This window comes from Pediococcus damnosus (assembly GCF_001611155.1).
Lineage (GTDB): Bacteria > Bacillota > Bacilli > Lactobacillales > Lactobacillaceae > Pediococcus > Pediococcus damnosus.
In genome coordinates this window covers 748,166-768,275 of record NZ_CP012294.1, presented here as the reverse complement: position 1 = coordinate 768,275, position 20,110 = coordinate 748,166, and the positions used below count along the sequence as shown (strand labels likewise).

At 38.1% G+C, this 20,110-nt stretch carries 16 protein-coding genes; 13 read left to right on the top strand and 3 right to left on the bottom strand.

Annotated elements, in window-relative coordinates; genetic code table 11:
• Position 1 precedes the first annotated feature (1 nt).
• On the bottom strand, positions 2 to 1,942 hold the full coding sequence (locus ADU73_RS03695; RefSeq protein WP_062913452.1) for an ABC-F family ATP-binding cassette domain-containing protein: 1,941 nt from the start codon (positions 1,940 to 1,942) through the stop codon (positions 2 to 4).
• Between the two features lie 122 nt (positions 1,943 to 2,064).
• Between ADU73_RS03695 and ADU73_RS03690 the strand changes: the two genes are divergently transcribed.
• Positions 2,065 to 2,688, top strand: coding sequence for a redox-sensing transcriptional repressor Rex (locus tag ADU73_RS03690; RefSeq protein ID WP_046872395.1), 624 nt, complete (start codon positions 2,065 to 2,067; stop codon positions 2,686 to 2,688).
• A gap of 1 nt (position 2,689) precedes the next feature.
• On the opposite strand, the gene ADU73_RS03685 is transcribed toward ADU73_RS03690, so the two are convergent.
• Positions 2,690 to 3,346: a CPBP family intramembrane glutamic endopeptidase gene (locus ADU73_RS03685; protein WP_046872396.1), complete on the bottom strand. Its 657-nt coding sequence runs from the start codon at positions 3,344 to 3,346 to the stop codon at positions 2,690 to 2,692.
• A gap of 185 nt (positions 3,347 to 3,531) precedes the next feature.
• On the opposite strand from ADU73_RS03685, the gene groES reads away from it, so the two are divergent.
• The 4 genes from groES to ADU73_RS03665 all read left to right on the top strand — a co-directional run bounded on the left by groES (position 3,532) and on the right by ADU73_RS03665 (position 9,108).
• Positions 3,532 to 3,816: a co-chaperone GroES gene (gene groES / locus ADU73_RS03680; RefSeq protein ID WP_046872397.1), complete on the top strand. Its 285-nt coding sequence runs from the start codon at positions 3,532 to 3,534 to the stop codon at positions 3,814 to 3,816.
• Between the two features lie 32 nt (positions 3,817 to 3,848).
• Positions 3,849 to 5,489 carry a chaperonin GroEL gene (gene groL, locus ADU73_RS03675; protein WP_046872398.1) on the top strand — a complete coding sequence of 547 codons (1,641 nt, stop codon included), beginning with the start codon at positions 3,849 to 3,851 and terminating at the stop codon, positions 5,487 to 5,489.
• Positions 5,490 to 5,788: 299 nt separating this feature from the next.
• On the top strand, positions 5,789 to 7,624 hold the full coding sequence (locus ADU73_RS03670) for an APC family permease (RefSeq protein ID WP_062909592.1): 1,836 nt from the start codon (positions 5,789 to 5,791) through the stop codon (positions 7,622 to 7,624).
• Between the two features lie 260 nt (positions 7,625 to 7,884).
• Positions 7,885 to 9,108: a glycosyltransferase family 4 protein gene (locus ADU73_RS03665; RefSeq protein WP_081113851.1), complete on the top strand. Its 1,224-nt coding sequence runs from the start codon at positions 7,885 to 7,887 to the stop codon at positions 9,106 to 9,108.
• Positions 9,109 to 9,672: 564 nt separating this feature from the next.
• Here the strand turns inward: ADU73_RS03665 and ADU73_RS03660 are convergent.
• Positions 9,673 to 10,311 carry a YigZ family protein gene (locus ADU73_RS03660; RefSeq protein ID WP_046871894.1) on the bottom strand — a complete coding sequence of 213 codons (639 nt, stop codon included), beginning with the start codon at positions 10,309 to 10,311 and terminating at the stop codon, positions 9,673 to 9,675.
• A gap of 48 nt (positions 10,312 to 10,359) precedes the next feature.
• On the opposite strand from ADU73_RS03660, the gene ADU73_RS03655 reads away from it, so the two are divergent.
• From ADU73_RS03655 to ADU73_RS03620, 8 genes are all read left to right on the top strand, one after another.
• Entirely contained in the window at positions 10,360 to 11,697 is a 1,338-nt protein-coding gene (locus ADU73_RS03655; RefSeq protein ID WP_062913187.1) for an ATP-dependent helicase ComFA, read from the top strand.
• Position 11,698: 1 nt separating this feature from the next.
• Positions 11,699 to 12,364, top strand: coding sequence for a ComF family protein (locus ADU73_RS03650; protein ID WP_158510931.1), 666 nt, complete (start codon positions 11,699 to 11,701; stop codon positions 12,362 to 12,364).
• Between the two features lie 142 nt (positions 12,365 to 12,506).
• Positions 12,507 to 13,073: a ribosome hibernation-promoting factor, HPF/YfiA family gene (gene hpf / locus ADU73_RS03645; protein WP_046871896.1), complete on the top strand. Its 567-nt coding sequence runs from the start codon at positions 12,507 to 12,509 to the stop codon at positions 13,071 to 13,073.
• Between the two features lie 258 nt (positions 13,074 to 13,331).
• On the top strand, positions 13,332 to 15,698 hold the full coding sequence (gene secA / locus ADU73_RS03640; protein WP_062913186.1) for a preprotein translocase subunit SecA: 2,367 nt from the start codon (positions 13,332 to 13,334) through the stop codon (positions 15,696 to 15,698).
• Positions 15,699 to 15,791: 93 nt separating this feature from the next.
• Positions 15,792 to 16,908 (top strand): peptide chain release factor 2 gene (gene prfB / locus ADU73_RS03635; protein ID WP_192868910.1). Its coding sequence is split into 2 segments (ribosomal slippage): positions 15,792 to 15,863 and positions 15,865 to 16,908, totalling 1,116 coding nucleotides; the frame shifts between segments, so codons are not numbered across the junction.
• A gap of 32 nt (positions 16,909 to 16,940) precedes the next feature.
• Complete coding sequence (locus ADU73_RS03630; protein ID WP_056986387.1) at positions 16,941 to 17,660, top strand: response regulator transcription factor; 720 nt, start codon at positions 16,941 to 16,943, stop codon at positions 17,658 to 17,660.
• A 43-nt stretch (positions 17,661 to 17,703) separates the two neighbouring features.
• The gene (locus ADU73_RS03625; RefSeq protein ID WP_158509293.1) at positions 17,704 to 19,059 is read left to right on the top strand and encodes an ATP-binding protein; all 1,356 of its coding nucleotides are present in this window, start codon (positions 17,704 to 17,706) and stop codon (positions 19,057 to 19,059) included.
• 179 nt (positions 19,060 to 19,238) lie between these two features.
• Complete coding sequence (locus tag ADU73_RS03620; RefSeq protein WP_046871901.1) at positions 19,239 to 20,105, top strand: phosphate ABC transporter substrate-binding protein PstS family protein; 867 nt, start codon at positions 19,239 to 19,241, stop codon at positions 20,103 to 20,105.
• The last annotated feature ends 5 nt before the right edge of the window (positions 20,106 to 20,110 follow it).

Genomic DNA, 20,110 nt, shown 5'->3' with positions numbered 1-20,110 from the left:
TTTAATTTTGAGATTCAAGTTGTTCGCTTTTAGACGTCCACTCATTTTCAGTTTGAGTAATTTGGGCCTGAGTTTTGTCTAAATTTGTTTGAAGTTCTTCAAGTTTTAGATGGTCATTAAAATTTTGTGGTTCCGCCATTTTTGTTTGAATCTGAGCTTCCGCTTCTGACAAAGTATCGAGTTGCTTTTCAAGCTTTTCAATTTCACGTTGTAATTTTCGCTGTGCCTTTTGAGCATCTTTTGAAGCTTGATAGGTTTGTTTTTTTGAGGTCGCGTTGCTTTCTGCTTTGCTGGCCCCATCATTAGAATCTGTCTTTGTATTTAGAGCTTCTTTTTTTGCTACATAGTAATCGTAATCACCCAGGAATAATTGACTACCATTAGGTGATATTTCAAGAATCTCTGTAGCTACCCGGTTAATAAAATACCGATCATGCGAAACGAAGAGAACTGTTCCATCAAACTCATTTAAGGCATTTTCAAGGACTTCACGACTATCGATGTCTAAATGATTAGTTGGTTCGTCCAAAATCAGGAAGTTATCGGCTTGCATTGTTAACTTGGTTAGAAGCAGGCGAGCACGTTCGCCGCCACTTAAATTTTTAACTAGTTTTGAGACGTCATCACCTGAAAACAAGAAGCTGCCTAATAATGAACGAATATCTTTTTCAGGAACTAATGGATGTTCATCCCAAAGCTCGTTCAAAACTGTTTTACGATCGTCTAAATTATGTTGTTCTTGATCATAATAACCAATCTCTACACCAGTTCCCAGTTTTTGGGTGCCGCTAAGAAACGGAATCAGTCCAAGAATACTTTTTAATAGAGTTGATTTACCGACTCCGTTTGGCCCAACAATTCCCAGGACATGATGCTTGGTTAAATCAATATTGATGGGTGCGGATAAAACGTGATCTGCTTCATAACCAATTGCAGCATCTTTTACAGTGAGAACAACGTTGCCACTAGGGTGCTTCGCTGCAAAGTGAAAATGCATTTCGGCATCATCGGAATTGGGACGTTCAAGCACTGTCATTTTTTCCAATTGTTTTCGTCGACTTTGAGCCCGTTTGGTTGTTGAGGCACAAACAATATTTTTATTGACGAAATCTTGTAACTTATCAATTTTGGTTTGTTGTTTTTCGTAAGTTTTCCATTCGCTCTTGAGACGGGCAGCCTTTTTATCAATATAATCTGAATAATTTCCGGTATAAGAAAACAAGGTTTGCTGGTCTAAGTCGAGGACTCGGGTTACAACATGATCGAGAAAATAACGGTCATGTGACACGATTAATAGGGCTCCGTCGTAAGACTTAATGTACTTTTCAAGCCAGGCAAGAGTATCCATGTCCAAATGGTTTGTTGGTTCATCCAAAACTAATAAATCGTGTTGTTCTAACAGCAATTTTGCCAAAGCTAATTTGGTTTTTTGACCACCAGAGAGCGAATTAACTGAGCGGTCATAGAATTCCTTACCAAAACTAAAACCATTTAGAACGCCACGAATTTCTGCTTGATAGCCGAACCCGTTTTTAGCTTTAAAGGTTTGTTGCTTTTGATCATACAAATTAGACAAGGATTTAAATTTCTCAGGGTTTGCGATGATTTTGGGATCGCCTAATTGGGCTTCAAGCTTGTGAATTTCTTGTTCTAAAGCAATTACTTCGGAAAATACGGTTAGAAGTTCATTCCAGATTGTATTATCTGTATTTAGGCCTTGATTTTGGGCAAGATAGCCGATTGATAATCCTTTTTTGGTAATAATTTGGCCTTCATCTGGTTGAGTTTGACCGATTAGCATTTTTAGAAGGGTAGTTTTTCCTGCACCATTTCTGCCAACAAGACCGATTCGATCCTGTTCTTGGATATCAAAGGTGATCTGTGAAAATAGTTGTTCTCCACTAAATTCTCGACTGACATTTTGGGCTTGTAGTAAAATCACAATCATGTGTCCTTTCATTAATTGGTTTATAAAGCGTTTGTTTTTAAGTTTTGGTTCCTATTGGGAAAGTGGTAAACTAACTTTGTTAATTATTCACAAAGTTCATTTGGAGGTTCTTTAAAATGGAAACCAAAATTCCGGAGGCAACTGCAAAACGGTTACCCTTATACTATCGTTATTTAAATAATTTATTGAGTGCAAACAAATTGCGAGTTTCTTCAACAGAATTAGCCGAGGCCATTCAAGTTGATGCGGCGACAATTCGACGCGATTTTTCCTATTTTGGAACGTTAGGAAAGCGTGGATATGGGTATGATGTGCACAAACTAATTGATTTTTTTAAGAAAATCCTTGATCAGGATACACTTACAAACGTAGCCCTAATTGGTGTAGGAAATTTGGGACATGCGCTTTTAAACTTTAATTTCCATAAAAATAGTAATGTCCGCATTAGCGCGGCATTTGATATTAATCCGACCATAATTGGCTCTATTCAAAGCAATGTCCCCGTTTATGGCATGACACAGTTGCAAGAACAACTGCAAGATCAACAAATTGAGATTGCCATTATTACAATTCCAGCAGCGATTGCGCAAGAAGTCACGGATAAGTTAGTGCAGGCCGGCATTAAAGGAATTATGAATTTTACAACGGTTCGTGTTTCAGTGCCCCAAACAGTACATATTCAAAATATTGATCTGACTAATGAATTGCAAACCTTAATTTACGCGATTAATCACGACTGAGTTACAGTCCGAGAATTGGTAATACAACCAAAGAGTTCATTAAGATATGCGCCATCATTGATGTTTGGATGCGTCCTGTATGGTGGTAAAGCCAACAAAACCACAATCCAATTGCGCCATACAAAATGAAATGACCATCAGAGTGAGCTAAGGCAAATAAGCCACTGGAAATAAGAGCTGTAAGGATTTGTGCAACTTTAGGATTAATAAAGCTTAACAAATTGGCGAGATTACCAAAAAGAACTTTACGGAAAACAATTTCTTCCATGATAGGAGCTCCTATGATGATGATAAGGGCATAGATGGGATAATTCTTCACAATTGATAGCAGATCGGTTGTATTTTGCGAACTTGCATTACCACCTGATTGAACTGTTAACCGTAAAATAATGGTTTGCAAGACAATTACGAAAATAAAACCTAAAATTCCCCAAATGAGGTTTTGTCCAACAGAACGGCGTCTTTTTTCTGGAAGATTAGTTGGCATGTCATGAAATGCCAAGTAGCATAAAATGCAAGCACCAGCTAAGTAATCAACAATTTGAATGTTAAAGATTTCGGGATGCGTTAATTTAAAGAAGCTATTTAGAATGCTTGGCAAAAGATAAACGATTAAATACGTAATTAATATATAGATAGATTTCTTTTCTAATTTCATGTGTTCACCTCATAATTGTTCCTATAGTATAGCATGTTTGCCGGGGTCTTGAAGTTGTTTGTCAAAAAAGGTCAGTGAAATGCTTGCATTCTGTGATGAGAATGATATAGTAAATACTGTTGTTAGCACTTAGACGTTGAGAGTGCTAAAAATAGTAAAAGTATAAATAAATGGAGGGATTCATATTGTTAAAACCATTAGGAGATCGCGTGATATTAGAAGCACAGGAAGAAGAAGAACAAACCGTTGGTGGAATTGTCCTTGCAAGTAATGCTAAGGAAAAGTCACAAAGCGGTAAAGTTGTTGCTGTGGGTGAAGGACACGTGTTAGATAACGGTGAAAAAGTTGCACCATCTGTTAAAACAGGTGATACCGTTATTTTTGACAAGTATGCGGGTACCGAAGTTTCATATGAAGATAAAAAATATTTGGTATTGCACGAAAAAGATATCGTTGCAATCATTGATTAACTAAAAAATAAATTTAATGAGGTGAAATTTTTATGGCAAAAGAAATCAAATTTTCTGAAGATGCACGAACAAAGATGTTAAAAGGTGTCGACAAATTAGCTGATACTGTTAAATCAACAATTGGTCCAAAGGGTCGTAACGTAGTTTTGGAACAATCATACGGTTCACCTACAATTACAAATGATGGTGTAACAATTGCTAAGTCAATTGATCTTGAAGACCATTTTGAAAATATGGGTGCTAAGTTAGTTTCTGAAGTTGCTTCAAAGACTAATGATATTGCTGGTGATGGGACAACAACTGCTACTGTTTTGACACAAGCAATTGTAAACGAAGGTATGAAGAACGTCACTGCTGGTGCCAATCCAGTTGGCATTCGTCGTGGGATTGAACGTGCAACAAAGGCAGCTGTTGATGAACTTCATAAGATGTCTCATGAAGTTAAATCAAAAGATGATATTGCCCAAGTTGCTTCCATTTCAGCTGCTAACTCAGAAGTTGGTAAATTGATTGCCGATGCAATGGAAAAGGTTGGTCACGATGGTGTCATTACAATTGAAGAATCACGTGGTGTAGATACAACCCTTGATGTTGTTGAAGGTATGCAGTTTGATCGTGGCTACATGTCACAATACATGGTTACTGACAATGATAAGATGGAAGCTGATTTAGATAATCCATATATTTTGATTACTGATAAGAAGATCAGCAATATTCAAGATATTTTGCCACTCCTTCAATCAGTTGTTGAACAAAGTCGTTCTCTGTTAATCATTGCTGATGATATTACAGGTGAGGCCTTACCAACTCTTGTTTTGAACAAGATGCGTGGTACATTCAATGTTGTAGCTGTTAAGGCTCCTGGCTTTGGTGACCGTCGTAAGGCTCAACTTGAAGATATCGCTACATTAACAGGTGGAACTGTAATCACGGATGATTTAGGCTTAAACTTAAAAGATGCAACAATTGATCAATTAGGTCAAGCTAACAAGGTTACAGTTACAAAAGACGACACAACAATCGTTGAAGGTGCCGGCGATAAAGATAAAATTGCAGAACGTGTAGCTACTATCAGACAACAAATTACTGATACAACTTCAGACTTTGACAAAGAAAAACTACAAGAACGTTTAGCTAAATTAGCTGGCGGTGTTGCCGTTGTTAGAGTTGGTGCTGCAACAGAAACTGAATTAAAAGAAAAGAAATATCGAATCGAAGATGCTTTGAATGCAACTCGTGCAGCTGTTGAAGAAGGCTTTGTATCCGGTGGTGGTACAGCATTAGTAAATGTACTTCCTGCTATTGCTAACCTTAAGGCAGAAGGCGACGAAAATACTGGTATTAATATTGTTAGACGTGCTCTTGAAGAGCCAGTTCGTCAAATTGCCAAGAACGCTGGTGCAGAGGGTTCTGTAATTGTAGAAAACTTGAAGAAACAAAAGCCAGGGGTTGGTTATAACGCTGCTACTGGCAAGTGGGAGAATATGGTCGATGCAGGAATTGTTGATCCTACTAAAGTTGTTCGTTCTGCTCTCCAAAATGCAGCCAGTGTTTCAGCTTTGCTATTAACAACTGAAGCTGTTGTTGCTGACAAACCAGAACCAAAAGATGATGGCGGTGCTGCTGCCACAGGTGCTCAACCACAAGCAGGTGGCATGGGCGGTATGATGTAAGCTCAGATTTAAATAAATAAAAATAACTAATATAGTTAGGAAACTTTCTGGATTGGGTGAAAACCTAGTTCTGAAAGTTTTTTTGTTTTCTGAAAATTTTTGAAACAAGCGTGGATAAAACCATGAATTTAAAGGTTGCACTTCATTCGCATATGTGTTTGAATGGACAGCGAGCAGGTTACTGAAATTATGAAAATTGATATAGCTTAACGTGCTCATTTGTAGTAAACTTACTTTTGATTTGTATTGCCCGAGTTATTGACTCGGGTTAATTTATTTTTGTAGAGGAGTATTATGACATGCGGCATTATCTAAAAAGACTGTTAATTGGTAAACCGCTTAAAACTTTAGATGAAGGCGGACAGGCGTTAACTAAGTTTAAGGCTTTAGCGTTGTTGTCTTCTGATGCTTTATCATCTGTTGCGTATGGGACGGAACAAATTCTTTCAGTTTTGCTGGTTCTTTCAGCTGCAGCAACGTGGTATGCTTTGCCTGTTGCAGGAATTGTTTTAGTTCTGTTGTTTGCGATTACGATATCTTATCGTCAAATTATTCAAGCTTATCCTTCAGGTGGTGGCGCCTACGTGGTTGCTAGCACAAACTGGGGACAATCAGCTGGATTAGTTGCTGGTGGGTCGTTACTGGTTGATTATATGTTGACAGTCGCTGTTAGTGTAACTTCTGCAACCGAAGCGATCACTTCGGCTATTCCCAGTGTACAGGCATATGCAATTCCGCTTGCAATTGTAATCGTGCTTGGAATTATGGCTTTGAATTTACGTGGTTTACGTGATTCCGCTTCGTTTTTAACTTTTCCAGTGTATTTGTTTATTGTCATCATTACGATTATGATCGGAATTGGATTCTTTAACATTATTACCGGGCGTGTTGTAACCCATGCAGTAACCAAGGTGGGGACAGCGGTTCCTGGAATGACAATGGTGCTATTCTTAAGGGCACTATCTGCAGGATCTTCTTCCTTAACTGGAGTCGAAGCTATTAGTAATGCTGTACCCAACTTCAAACGACCAAGACGAAAAAATGCTGCCGCAACGTTAACAATTATGGCAACTATTTTGGCTATTTTCTTTGCCGGAATTACAGTTTTAAGTTATTTTGGTGGTATTTTACCCAATGGTCATCAAACAGTTCTTGCACAAGTTGGTGAAACTGTGTTTGGTCATGGGCTACTGTTCTATTTATTGCAATTATCGACCGCACTTATTTTAGCAGTGGCCGCTAATACAGGATTTTCCGCCTTTCCGACGCTAGCCTACAATTTGGCCAAAGATAAATTTATGCCTCATGCGTATATGGATCGTGGCGATCGTCTAGGTTATTCAAATGGAATTATTTCGTTAGCAGTTGGCGCGATTGTATTGATCTTGATTTTTCATGGTCAAACTAGTCTACTTATTCCCCTTTATGCGGTTGGTGTGTTTGTTCCCTTTACGCTTTCTCAGTCAGGGATGATCATTCACTGGTTCCGTGAACGAACAGGACACTGGTTGCTTAAATCGTCTGCAAACTTATTAGGAGCAGCATTATCATTTGGGTTAGTCGTTTGTTTATTCTTCTTACACTTTGCAAACGTTTGGCCTTACTTAATTATTATGCCGTTGCTACTCAGATTGTTTTACAAGATTCATCAGCACTACGTAAAAGTTGCTGAACAGTTGCGAATTGCAGCCAAGGGTAAGGTTCAGTTACATGATTACGATGGGTCAACCGTCATTGTGTTAGTCAGCAATGTGACGCGTGTAACCTCTGGGGCAATTAACTATGCCCGTTCAATGGGGGACTACGTAATTGCGATGCATGTTTCGTTTGATTCCAATCCTAAAAAAGAACATAAAACGGCTGTGGAATTTAAGGCAGAATATCCAGATGTTCGCTTCGTTGATATCCATTCCTCATATCGTTCAATTGCCAATCCAACTTTGCGTTTCTGTGATGTGATTGCGCGGCGAGCTTCGGAACGCAATTATACGACAACAGTGCTTGTGCCACAGTTTGTTCCTCGTAAACCTTGGCAAAATGTTCTGCATAACCAAACTGGTTTGCGTTTAAGAGCAGCTTTGAACTCACGAGAGAATATCATTGTTTCAACCTATAATTATCATTTAAACGAGTAATAATCGATCATTAATTTATAAACTTTAATAGAGCTGGTAGTGTTGTGAATTTTAACACTACCAGTTTTTGTTTGATTTAATGTGTAAGTGGTATCATTAGTTACGCTTGTGTTACGGCGAGGGGATTTGTATAATAATTATAGTAACTAGATTAAACGCTTAATATTTTTAGTGGTTTATTAATTAATCTAGCTGAAATGTGTCTGGAGGGATTTTGTTCTAAAATAGCCTTTAGATATTTCCTAGAAAAGAGGTCTAGCATGCGATTTGAAATTATTGTCAGTTTATTTGCGACAGCGATTATCTCTGCTGTTCTAACTCCGTTTGTTAGACGACTCGCCTTTAAGGTGGGGGCGGTTGACGAGCCTTCAGCAAGACGGGTAAATAAAGTTCCAATGCCAACAATGGGCGGTTTAGCTATTTTTCTTGCCTTTAATTTTTCCACTTTTTTCCTTTTGCGAGCCCAGATTCCTACAAAACAGTTATGGGGAATTTTCGGAGGAGAATGTATTATCATATTGACCGGTGTGATTGATGATATTTTTGTGCTTAAACCGTATCAGAAAATGATTGGAATTTCCTTAGCAGCCATTGAAGTTTTTGTGTTTGCTAATGTCCGAATGACAACACTGACGATTCCTTTTATAGGAACCGTTGGGCTAGGGTGGCTTAGTTTCCCAATTACATATTTATGGATTGCTGGAATTACAAATGCAATCAACCTAATTGACGGCTTGGATGGTCTGGCCACCGGAGTATCGATCATTGCACTTTTTACAACTGGAATTACTGGATTATTCTTTTTGCCGACAACCAATATGTATGTTGTAATTATGATCTTTACACTAGTTGCTGCAGAAATTGGATTTCTACCATATAATTTTTTCCCCGCGCAAATTTATTTAGGGGATACTGGCGCGTTATTTATTGGGTTTATGATTTCAGTTTTCTCGCTATCGGGATTGAAAAATGCAACTTTTATTTCAGTTATCATTCCTGTTATGATTTTAGGAGTTCCCATTACCGATACTGTTTTTGCAATGCTTCGACGAATTCTGAATAAGGAATCCATTGCCCATGCTGATAAACGTCATTTGCATCATCGACTGATGCAAATGGGATTAACGCATCGCCAAACAGTTTTTGTTATTTATGGAATTTCGTTGATTTTTTCGTTTATTGCATTACTTTATCCAATTTCTCCAATTTGGGGTTCGATTTTGTTAACAATCGGAATTCTAATCGGTTTGGAGCTCTTTGTTGAAGCAATCGGGTTAGCCGGTCAAAATCGACGACCATTATTAAACTGGATTCAAAAAATTGTAACATCCACCACTTCCAAAGATACAAGTAATCGTTTGGAAAGTGAACGAGAAGAAAAGAAGCGTGTTGAAAAAATAAAAGCAGATCAAAAACAAACTGATAAGGCAGAAAAAAATGATCCGGCTGACGCTGGTAAAGAAAAAAAACAATCAAAAAAATAATCGTTGTGAACCGTTCAGTTTAGAAGCTGAACGGTTTTTTTACGATTATTTTCTAAAGGTTGCAGGTTCAAAATGACTTCAGTTACTGCTATTAAGTAGCTTAGTCAACTGAAATTAGGTTAATTGCCGTTCTCCGACTCACTTGGCCTGGAACGGGGTGGCATGATTTGAAGCCAAGCAGTTCACTTGTCTTCAAACTCGACCATTATCTAAGCAGCAAGCCACTAAGATAATTTCACCCCTGAGGCCCAAACGCCTCTAAACTGGGAAAGTCGTTGCTTTTAAGTAGTTCGCATAAAAGTTGCCAAAACAATCTTTGTATTAAATATAATAAGGTTTACAACTCGAAACAGTCTGGAAGCAAATGGGCTCAGTAGTGTCGTTTGTCTTAGCAATTTATTGCTTAGATAAAGGCCGAGCTTAGAGACGTGTATTTCGGCTCTAAGTCGTGCCCGCTACGTTCCAGCCCAATTTTGCTGGAAGACGACATTTAAACTAATTTAATTGTTGCTAACTCTTTTGTGGCAATTAATTAGGGAGAATTTTGTGCTTTCAAACTTTAGATTATTTTTTTAAAGGAACTTCATTAAATTGGGTGCCTAATTTTTGAAAGGCAATGTTACCGCTGAAAAGGTTTGTGAGAGTAGTTTCAAATTCAGTAATCTTGGGTTCTGCTACGGGAACCTGAACCGTCACTTTTTCACCATATTGACTATCGCTTACTTTAAAATGGTTAGCGTCGAGCCAGTGGACTAAAGAATCATGCTGAGCATATTCAATGGTTAAACTTAGTTTGATTTGTGAAACGAGTTCCACCAAGCCAATTTCTGTGAGTACCTGGGAAGTCGAATTGCTGTATGCCCGAATTAAACCACCGGCACCAAGCTTGATTCCACCAAAATATCGAGTTACCACAACCAACGTATTATGCACATTATTTTTTTGTAAAACTTCTAAAATAGGAACGCCCGCAGTTCCCGAAGGCTCGCCATCATCACTAGCTCTTTGAATATGGTCATCATTTCCCAACAGATAGGCAAAACAATGGTGATTGGCTTTATGATGTTGAGTTTTGATTTCCTGAATAAATTTTTGGGCTTCTTCTTCAGTTTGAATGCGAAATGCATTGGCAATGAAACGTGATTTTTTGATATCAAGTTCATGACTACCATTTTGAGCAATTGTAATTAAATGTTTGTCCATAAAAAAATAATTCCTTTCTTTTGCGTATTTTAAACCTGAGGAGAATAAATGGATAAATCAGAATTTTTTGGACGGCTGGTCTTAATGCCACGTGATTGGACAAACTTGGAAACTAGTTTTAAAAAATTGCCAACTATGCAAATTGCCGAGACGCGGGTTCGCTGTTTGCGATGTCATACATGGCATGATAAACAGGTGGCGGCGCTTCCACAAAATGAATTTTATTGTTCAGCTTGTATTCAGTTGGGACGAGTTTCAACATTAGAAAATTTTGTGACTCTGGAAGAGCCCAATCAATTTGAAATTTTAGATACTTATTTAACGTGGCAAGGAGAACTCACACCAAGTCAGAAAAGATGCTCAGAAGAGGTTTTGCGTGCCTTTAATCTTAGTCAAGATCATCTGTTGTGGGCCGTGACTGGAGCCGGAAAGACAGAAATGTTGTTTCCCGGGATTAATGATGCACTTCAAACTGGAAAACGGGTTTGTTTAGCGTCTCCACGAGTGGATGTGTGTTTGGAATTATTTCCGCGCTTACAAGCCGCATTTCAGGATGTCGACATTGCTTTATTACACGGACATCAAACTGATCCTTATCATTATGCGCAGCTCACAATTGCCACAACCCATCAACTACTAAGATTTTACCACGCATTTGATGTTTTGATCATTGACGAAGTGGATGCTTTTCCATATGCACAAAATGCCCAATTGTTGTATGCAACCAAACAGGCTAAGAAACAAACCGGAATGTGTTTATATCTAACAGCTACGCCTGGTGATATTTTATTGAAAAAAGTTAGGCAAAAGCAATTGGGTGTAAGCTACTTGCCACAACGCTTTCATGGCTTTCCCTTACCTGAAATTAAAACAAAGTTAGTTTTTAATTGGTGGAAAAAAGTTAAAAACAAAAGATTACCAAAGGCACTTAAAACTTTTCTTACTAATTGCCAACAAGCCAAGCGCCAATTTTTGGTATTTGTACCTCATATTAATCAACTAGCGGTAGTGCTAAAGGCAATTAATAAAGAGTTTCCTGATTTAAAACTGACAACCGTTTTTTCCGCAGATGAGCACCGACTAGAGAAGGTGCAATTGATGCGGGATGGCAGGATTGCGGGGCTCATAACCACAACAATTTTAGAACGGGGCGTAACTTTTCCTAAAATTGACGTATGTGTTTTGGGCGCCGATGATGGGACTTTTTCTTCGTCTGCATTAGTCCAAATTGCTGGGAGAGTTGGCCGAAATCCTAAACGGCCAACCGGGACGGTTTTATTTATTTGTAACGGTATTTCCCGTTCAATTAAACAGGCCCAACGGCAAATCAAATTTGTGAATCATAAAGCAAAGGAGGACGCATATGCAGTGTCTAATCTGTCATAGCATGATTCGGTTGTCATGGACGCTGAGTTATTTAATGATGCCGCAAAGATCAAAAACCGAAACTATCTGTATGGCGTGTCAGAAAACATTTCATGAAATCGACGAAGCCTCTGCATGCCCAAAGTGTGGAAGACAACAGGAATCACAAAACGTGTGTAAAGATTGCCAAAAGTGGCAGGCAAATGGTTCATATTACTATATAAATCATGCCTTGTATCAGTATGATGAAGCGATGAAGGCTTATATGCATGCTTACAAATTTCAAGGAGATTATCAATTAAGGCATGTATTTGATACCAAATTTTCGCAATTTATTAAAAAATTTGCTGTTTTTGATTTAATTGTGGCACTACCGATTGATAAAACTACGTGGACTACGCGGGGGTTCAATCAGGTACTAGGATTGATGGGAGACTTATCAAATAATGAGGTTCTTTACATGAAAAGGGACCGAGATGAAAAACGGCAATCTCAGAAGAAACGAAACGAACGTTTGCAAACTGGTAATCATTTTTATGTTGATGTAGAATGTCGGCAACAGATAGAAAACAAAAAGATTCTTTTAATTGATGATGTTTATACGACAGGGAGAACGCTTCGCCATGCGGCCGAAACTTTGTATAGGCAAGGATCCGATCGGGTAGAGAGTGTAACCCTTTGTCGATAACAATTAAAAAAATTTTGTTTTTTATTTGTTTAAAAGAGCGGTTTCATTTATAATGGAACTAAGCAAGATATTAGAAGAGTGGTCCTTTCGATATCGTGTTTGGGCGAGCACAAATGCTTGCTACTGAAGGGAGAGAAAATTTATGCTTGATTTTAATGTACGTGGCGAAAATATTGAAGTGACAGAAGCAATTAGAAATTATGTGGAAAAACGCATTAGCAAACTAGAAAAATATTTTGATAATAGTTTGAATGCTAAGGCGCATGTAAACCTCAAGGTTCATCCGGATAAGACAGCTAAGGTTGAGGTTACGATCCCACTTCCATATTTAGTACTGAGAGCTGAAGAAACATCACCTGATCTGTATGCAAGTGTTGATTTGGTAACTGATAAGTTGGAACGCCAAATCCGCAAATACAAGACAAAAATTAATCGTAAATCCCGTGAAAAAGGTTATAAAGGCGTTGAGGTTCCAGGTGCCGATCTTGATGTGGATGATAGTGACGAATCTGATTCAAAGGATTCGAAGTTTGATATTGTTCGTACCAAACGTGTTTCACTCAAACCAATGGATAGTGAAGAAGCTGTTTTACAAATGGATATGTTAAACCATGACTTCTTTATTTATCAAGATGCAGAAACTGATGAAGTTAACATTGTTTATCGACGCAATGATGGTCGGTATGGTTTGATTGAATCAGACGACTAATTATATAAACGAATAAAACAAAGAGCTGAACAGATTTAAAGCTGAATTTGGAGAGAGTCCAAGTTTACTTAGACCTGTTTCAGTTCTTTTTTGGTACATAAAATTAGTCACTTATTCAATACCTGTCTGGACTCTTAACTATTTTGTTTAAAAATGGTCTTAATAATGTTAAAATACTATATGGTCTACAAGAGTTTGGAATAATAAATATGTAATTTAAAAATAAAAATAGTCTAGATTTAAGAGAGGAACTATTGAATGGCTAATCTATTAAAGAAATGGGTTGAAAGTGACAAACGTGTGCAAAAGCGTTTGGATCGTTTAGCAGATAAAGTTGAAGCATACAAAGATGAATACAGTCAGTTATCAGATGCTGACTTACAGGCCAAGACGCCAGCTTTTAAGGCACGTTTAAAAGATGGGGAAACGCTTGACGATATTTTACCTGAGGCATTTGCGGTTGCTCGTGAGGGAGCAAAGCGAGTCCTTGGTTTGTTTCCATTCCATGTTCAAATCATGGGTGGAATTGTTTTACATGAAGGTGACATTGCCGAAATGAAAACTGGTGAAGGTAAAACTTTGACAGCAACCATGCCGGTTTATTTGAATGCCCTTGCTGGTAAAGGAGTCCACGTTGTAACAGTTAATGAATACTTATCTGGTCGTGATGCGACGGAAATGGGTGAGTTGTATAACTGGTTAGGTTTAAGTGTTGGATTGAATGTAGCCGAAAAATCACCTGAAGAAAAACGGGCTGCATATGCTGCTGATATTACCTATTCAACCAATAGTGAAATTGGGTTTGATTATTTGCGAGATAATATGGTGGTCTACAAAGAGGATATGGTTCAACGGCCTCTCAGTTATGCCATTATTGATGAAGTGGATTCCATTTTAATCGATGAAGCGCGAACACCATTAATTATTTCTGGACAATCCGAAAACGGTACTCATATGTATAAGCGGGCAGACCGTTTTGCAAAGACATTAACAGTTGATAAAGATTATAAAATTGATTGGGAATCTAAATCAATTTCTCTAACTGATAAGGGTATTGAAAAAGCCGAAAAATATTTCAACTTAAAGAACTTATATGATGTTGATAATGCTTCATTGACCCATCATCTTGATCAGGCATTACGCGCTAATTATATTATGTTAAAAGATAAGGATTACGTTGTCCAAGATGGCGAAGCACTTATCGTTGACAAGTTTACTGGACGAGTTATGGAAGGCCGGCGTTTTTCTGATGGCTTACATCAAGCGATTGAAGCTAAGGAAAATGTTGAGATTCAAGAAGAAACTAAAACTATGGCTAACATCACTTATCAGAACTTGTTCCGGATGTATCATAAATTAGCCGGGATGACTGGTACTGCCAAAACGGAACAAGATGAATTCCGAGAAATTTATAATATGGAAGTTATTTCAATTCCAACCAATCGGCCAATGATCCGTGATGATCGTCCTGACTTGCTCTATCCAACATTGGAAAGTAAGTTTGGAGCAGTTATAAAGGAAATCAAACAATTGCATGCCAAGGGTCAACCGATGTTAATTGGTACGGTTGCGGTCGAAACTTCTGAGCATCTTTCCCATCTATTGGATGAAGAAAAAATTCCCCATGTTGTTTTAAATGCGAAAAATCATGCCAAAGAAGCTGAAATCATTACCAATGCGGGCCAAAAGGGCGCAGTTACAATTGCGACTAATATGGCTGGTCGAGGGACTGATATTAAATTAGGACCTGGTGTTACAGATTTGGGTGGATTGGCTGTAATCGGAACTGAACGTCATGAGTCACGACGGATTGATAATCAGTTGCGTGGCCGTTCTGGTCGTCAAGGTGATCCTGGTATGTCACAGTTTTACTTGTCATTGGAAGATGATTTGATGATTCGTTTTGGTTCAGAACGAATCAAAAACTTATTACATCGTATGAAGGTTTCTGATGATGATGCTGTTATTCAAAGTCGCATGATTACCAAACAAGTAGAATCTGCTCAAAAACGAGTAGAAGGAAATAACTATGATTCACGTAAAAACGTTTTGCAGTATGATGATGTAATGCGGGCTCAACGTGAGGTCATTTATGGTGAACGTCAAGAAGTTATCTTGGCCAAGACTTCATTAAAGGATGTAATGGTTCCAATGATTCAGCGGACCGTTGACCAAGTTGTGGATGTTCACATGCAAGGCACAGAAAAAGATAAGTGGGATTTAGAAACAATTTTAGATTTTGCAAAATCTAACATGGTCAATGAGGATACGATTTCATTAGATGATTTAACAGGTAAGACACCTGATGAAGTCAAGAGCTATTTATTAGGTCGAGCCAAAGAAATTTATACCCAGAAAGAAAAGCAACTTTATGATCCTGCTCAAATGCTGGAATTTGAAAAAGTTGTAATCTTACGAGTGGTTGATTCTCATTGGACAGAACATATTGATGCGATGGACCAGTTGCGTCAATCAATTGGCCTTCGTGGCTATGGGCAACTAAATCCATTGGTTGAATATCAGCAAGATGGTTATCGGATGTTTGAAGAGATGGTATCAGATATTGAGTACGATGCAACTCGATTATTCTTGAAGTCTGAGATTCGTCAGAACATTCAAAGATAAATTAAGTAAAATACGTCACAGAGGAGGATTGGCCAAAACATAGTGTTTTGATTCCAATCCTTTTTTGCAGAAATATTTAAGGGGTTTAACAAAATGGAATTAAGCGAAGCAAAAAAACAAATTAAACAAATGCAAGAAGAAGTCGATGACTTTAGGAGGTCACTTTGACTTCGATAAATTAAGTGAAAATATATCGATTAATGAATCAAAAATGGGAGAGCCTGATTTTTGGAATGATCAAAAAAAAGCGCAAAAGCTTATTGATGAGACCAATATTTTAAAACAAAAATATGATCAATTTCATAGCCTGAAATCACAGGTAGAAGATTTAGCTGTAGCAGAAGAATTGCTTGAAGCGGAAGCTGATTCAGATATGCAGCAAGAATTTGAAAAAAACTTTGAGAGCACCCAGAAAGCTTTACGACAATATCGATTAGGCTTATTGCTTAATGGAAAGTACGATGCTAATAATGCAATTCTAGAAATTCATCCAGGTGCCGGTGGGACTGAATCTCAGGACTGGGGTGCCATGTTGTTACGCATGTACACACGTTGGGCTGAAAAACATCAGTTTACTGTGTCAATTGAAGACTATCAGGCAGGCGATGTTGCTGGGCTTAATAGTGTTAGTGTCGTGATTAGTGGACACAACGCATATGGTTACTTACTTTCTGAAAAAGGTGTTCACCGATTAGTTCGAATTTCCCCATTTGACTCTGCTGGTCGGCGCCATACATCATTTGCATCAGTGGATGTGATGCCGGAATTGGATGATTCTGTGGAAATCAACATTAATCCTGATGATTTGCGTGTGGATGTTTACAGATCTAGTGGTGCTGGTGGTCAGCATATCAATAAAACTTCATCGGCGGTTCGAATCACTCATTTACCAACAGGAATTGTAGTTGCAAGTCAAGCACAACGTTCTCAACTTCAAAATAGGCAGACAGCAATGTCTATGTTACGGGCCAAACTTTATGAACGTGAAGAACAGAAAAAAGCAGAGAAACGTGCTGCCATTGAAGGAAAACAGTTAGATATTGGGTGGGGGTCGCAAATTCGGTCCTACGTTTTTCATCCATATTCAATGGTTAAAGATCATCGAACCAATTACGAAACGGCCAATGTACAAGCTGTCATGGACGGTGATTTAGATGGATTTATCGATGCCTATTTACAATGGAAACTGCAACAGGAAAATCCGCAATAGTTTAGTTTTACAAACAAATGGAGGCAAAATTAATGAATGAAAAAATTCTGATAGTTGATGATGAGCCTTCAATTGTGAAACTAATTACGTATAACCTAAAAGATGCTGGTTTCGAAGTGGCCAGTGTTTCTACTGGTCTTGAAGCTTTAGATTGGTTACAAAAAAATCAGGCGAATTTTGTGATTATGGATTTAATGTTGCCAGGGATTGATGGGTTAGAAACGATTAAACGAATTCGAACAACGCAAAAAGAAATTCCAATCCTAATTCTAACTGCTAAGAATAATGAGCTAGATAAAATAGTTGGTTTTGAAATTGGAGCGGATGATTATTTAACCAAGCCTTTCAGTCCGCGGGAATTAGTGGCGCGAATTAAAGCTATTTTACGGCGAACACAAAATAGTCACCATAAAGATATTTCAACAAAGGTAGAAACAAAACGCAAAACAGTTGGACAATTAGTTCTTGATCAAGAGCGTTATGAAGTGTTTAAGGGCCATAAGAAAGTTGCTTTAACACCAAATGAATTTAAACTACTTGACTACCTATGGGAGCATGCAAATCATGTTCTAAATCGGGATACGATTTTAAATGCGGTTTGGGGTTACGACTATGCAGGACAAACACGCATGGTTGACATTCACGTGAGTCATTTACGTGATAAAATTGAAGATGATCCGAAAAATCCAAAATTAATTTTAACAGTGAGAGGCTTTGGCTATGAGTTCAACACAAAAAAGAATGCTGAATAGAACCGTACGTTTTTCTTTAACGAGTTTGATAGGAAATCTTTTGATGGCGTTTTTAGTATTAAAAGCGGTTCAAAAGGGACAACATAGTTTTAGTGCAAATGAAATTAACTATGTTTTATTGTTTGCCATCACAATATTTGTAACCTCGATTGAAGTTGTTGTTTATTACAGCAATTTACGCCAATCTCAGTTACGTCAAGATGCCTTGAACGAGAAGTTGCAAGAAGTTTTAAAGGGTAAAAAGGCTAGTCAAATTGTTTTGCCAAAAGATGATCCGTTTTATGAATTAACGATGACCGTTAATAAAATTGAATCTCATGATCGGCACCAAATTCACAACTTAACTAACCAGGGGAACGAATTAAAAGCGATTGTGAATAATTTACCAGTGGGAATTTTAGTTATTAATCGTCACCGGGAGGTTCAGTTGGCAAATCCGGCTACGGTCGATTTACTACAATTACAAATCAAGACTGATCCGCATCCTTATAAAATGGATATCAAACAAGCTGATCTTCAAGATTTGATTGAACGCACCTTTGAAACTAAAAAGGACCAGCATCAAACAATTCATTTAAAACGTGAACCGAGTGAAAAAGTTGTTGAGGCGATGGTTGTTTATAATAAACAAGTCCATCACCGTTTTGAAGTTGTTGTTTTGCTTTATGATATTACTGAGGCGTGGACAGTTGAACAAATGCAGCTAAACTTTGTTAGCAATGCCAGCCACGAGTTGCGAACTCCAATTACGGCAATATCGGGATTCGCAGAGACATTAATGAATGGTGCTAAAAATGATCCCGACAAATTGGATGAATTCTTGAAAATTATTCAAAAAGAAAGTCGTAAGCTCGTTCATCTAAGTGAAGATATTTTATCAATTTCGCAAACCCAATGGGATGGGCAAAGATCCTTAGAGGTTGAAGAGTGTGACTTGGCAACCTTGGGTCAAGAAGAAATTGATGTGTTACACAGAGGAATGCGACTGCATCAAGTGCAGGTTTCCAATCAAATTCCTAAAGGAACCAAAGTGCAAACGAATAAAGAACAATTAGGTCAAATTATTAAAAATCTTGTGGCCAACGGAATTCGGTACAATCGTCCCCAAGGTAACGTGACACTTTCGTATACAGAAAAAAAGAATCGATGGGAACTAATTGTGCAGGATAACGGAATTGGAATTGCTCCAGAAAATCAGCACAAAGTTTTTGAACGTTTTTATAGGGTGACTGCCGATAAGCCTGGTGAAATGATTAGTGGAACCGGCTTAGGACTACCTATTGTTGCAGAAAGTGTCAAAAATTTAGGTGGAGAAATTCATCTTAATTCCGAACCTGGGAAGGGATCTCAATTTATTCTATCGTTTCCCAAGGTTTTGCAACCACATACAGAGCTATAGAGCTAGATTCAAATGACAGCAGCTTGAAATTGAAATTAAATAATTGTATCCATATTTGGAAGAACAAAATTCTGAATGTGGATTTTTTTGTATCTTTACACAATCTTTACACGAACAACACGATAGCTAAACACATGGTTGATAAACTTGTGATTGAGGTGTTGAGAGGAGTTGAGATGATGAAACGAGTTGCAGGGCTGGCTTTTGCTTTGTTAGTTGGTTTGATTGGACTGGCAGGATGTGGAGCAAAGAATAATCAATCCATTACAGTTGTAGGATCCACTGCATTACAACCCCTAGTTGAACGAGCGGGGAGCAGTTTTCAAATGGCTAATCCCAAAATTAATATTACAGTTCAAGGTGGTGGTTCTGGGACGGGACTAAGTCAAGTTCAGGCCGGCGCAGTCACCATCGGAAATTCAGATGTTTTTGCAGAAAATCAGACTGGAATCAAATCGTATGCACTGGTTGATCATAAGGTGGCGGTGGTGGGAATTACACCGATCGTCAATAAAAAAGTATCGGTTCAAAACTTAAGTATGCAGCAGCTTACACAAATTTTTAGTGGTAAGGTGACAAATTGGCGGCAAGTTGGTGGTAAAAACCAAAAAATAACCGTAATTAACCGTGCTCAAGGAAGCGGAATTCGAAGCGCGTTTGAGACAAGTGTGCTTGGTAACAAGAAGGCCGTGCGTTCTCAAGAACAAGACTCAAACGGAACGGTTCAAAAAATTGTGGCGGCAACCCCAGGTGCAATTAGTTACACTTCGTTTTCCTACGTAAACGATCAGGTCAGAGCGTTGAATCTTAATCATGTGGCACCTAAGGCTAAAAATGTGATCGATAATCGCTGGTCAATTTGGTCTTACGAGCATATGTACACAAAAGGAAAACCTAATCGACCCACTCAACAATTTTTAGATTATATTCAATCACCAAAAAATCAAAAAGAGTTAATTACTAATTTAGGGTATATTTCTACGCATGATATGAAAGTCACCCGTGATCGTCACGGCAAAGTTCATGATTTGAAGAAAGGGGCGTAATCAAT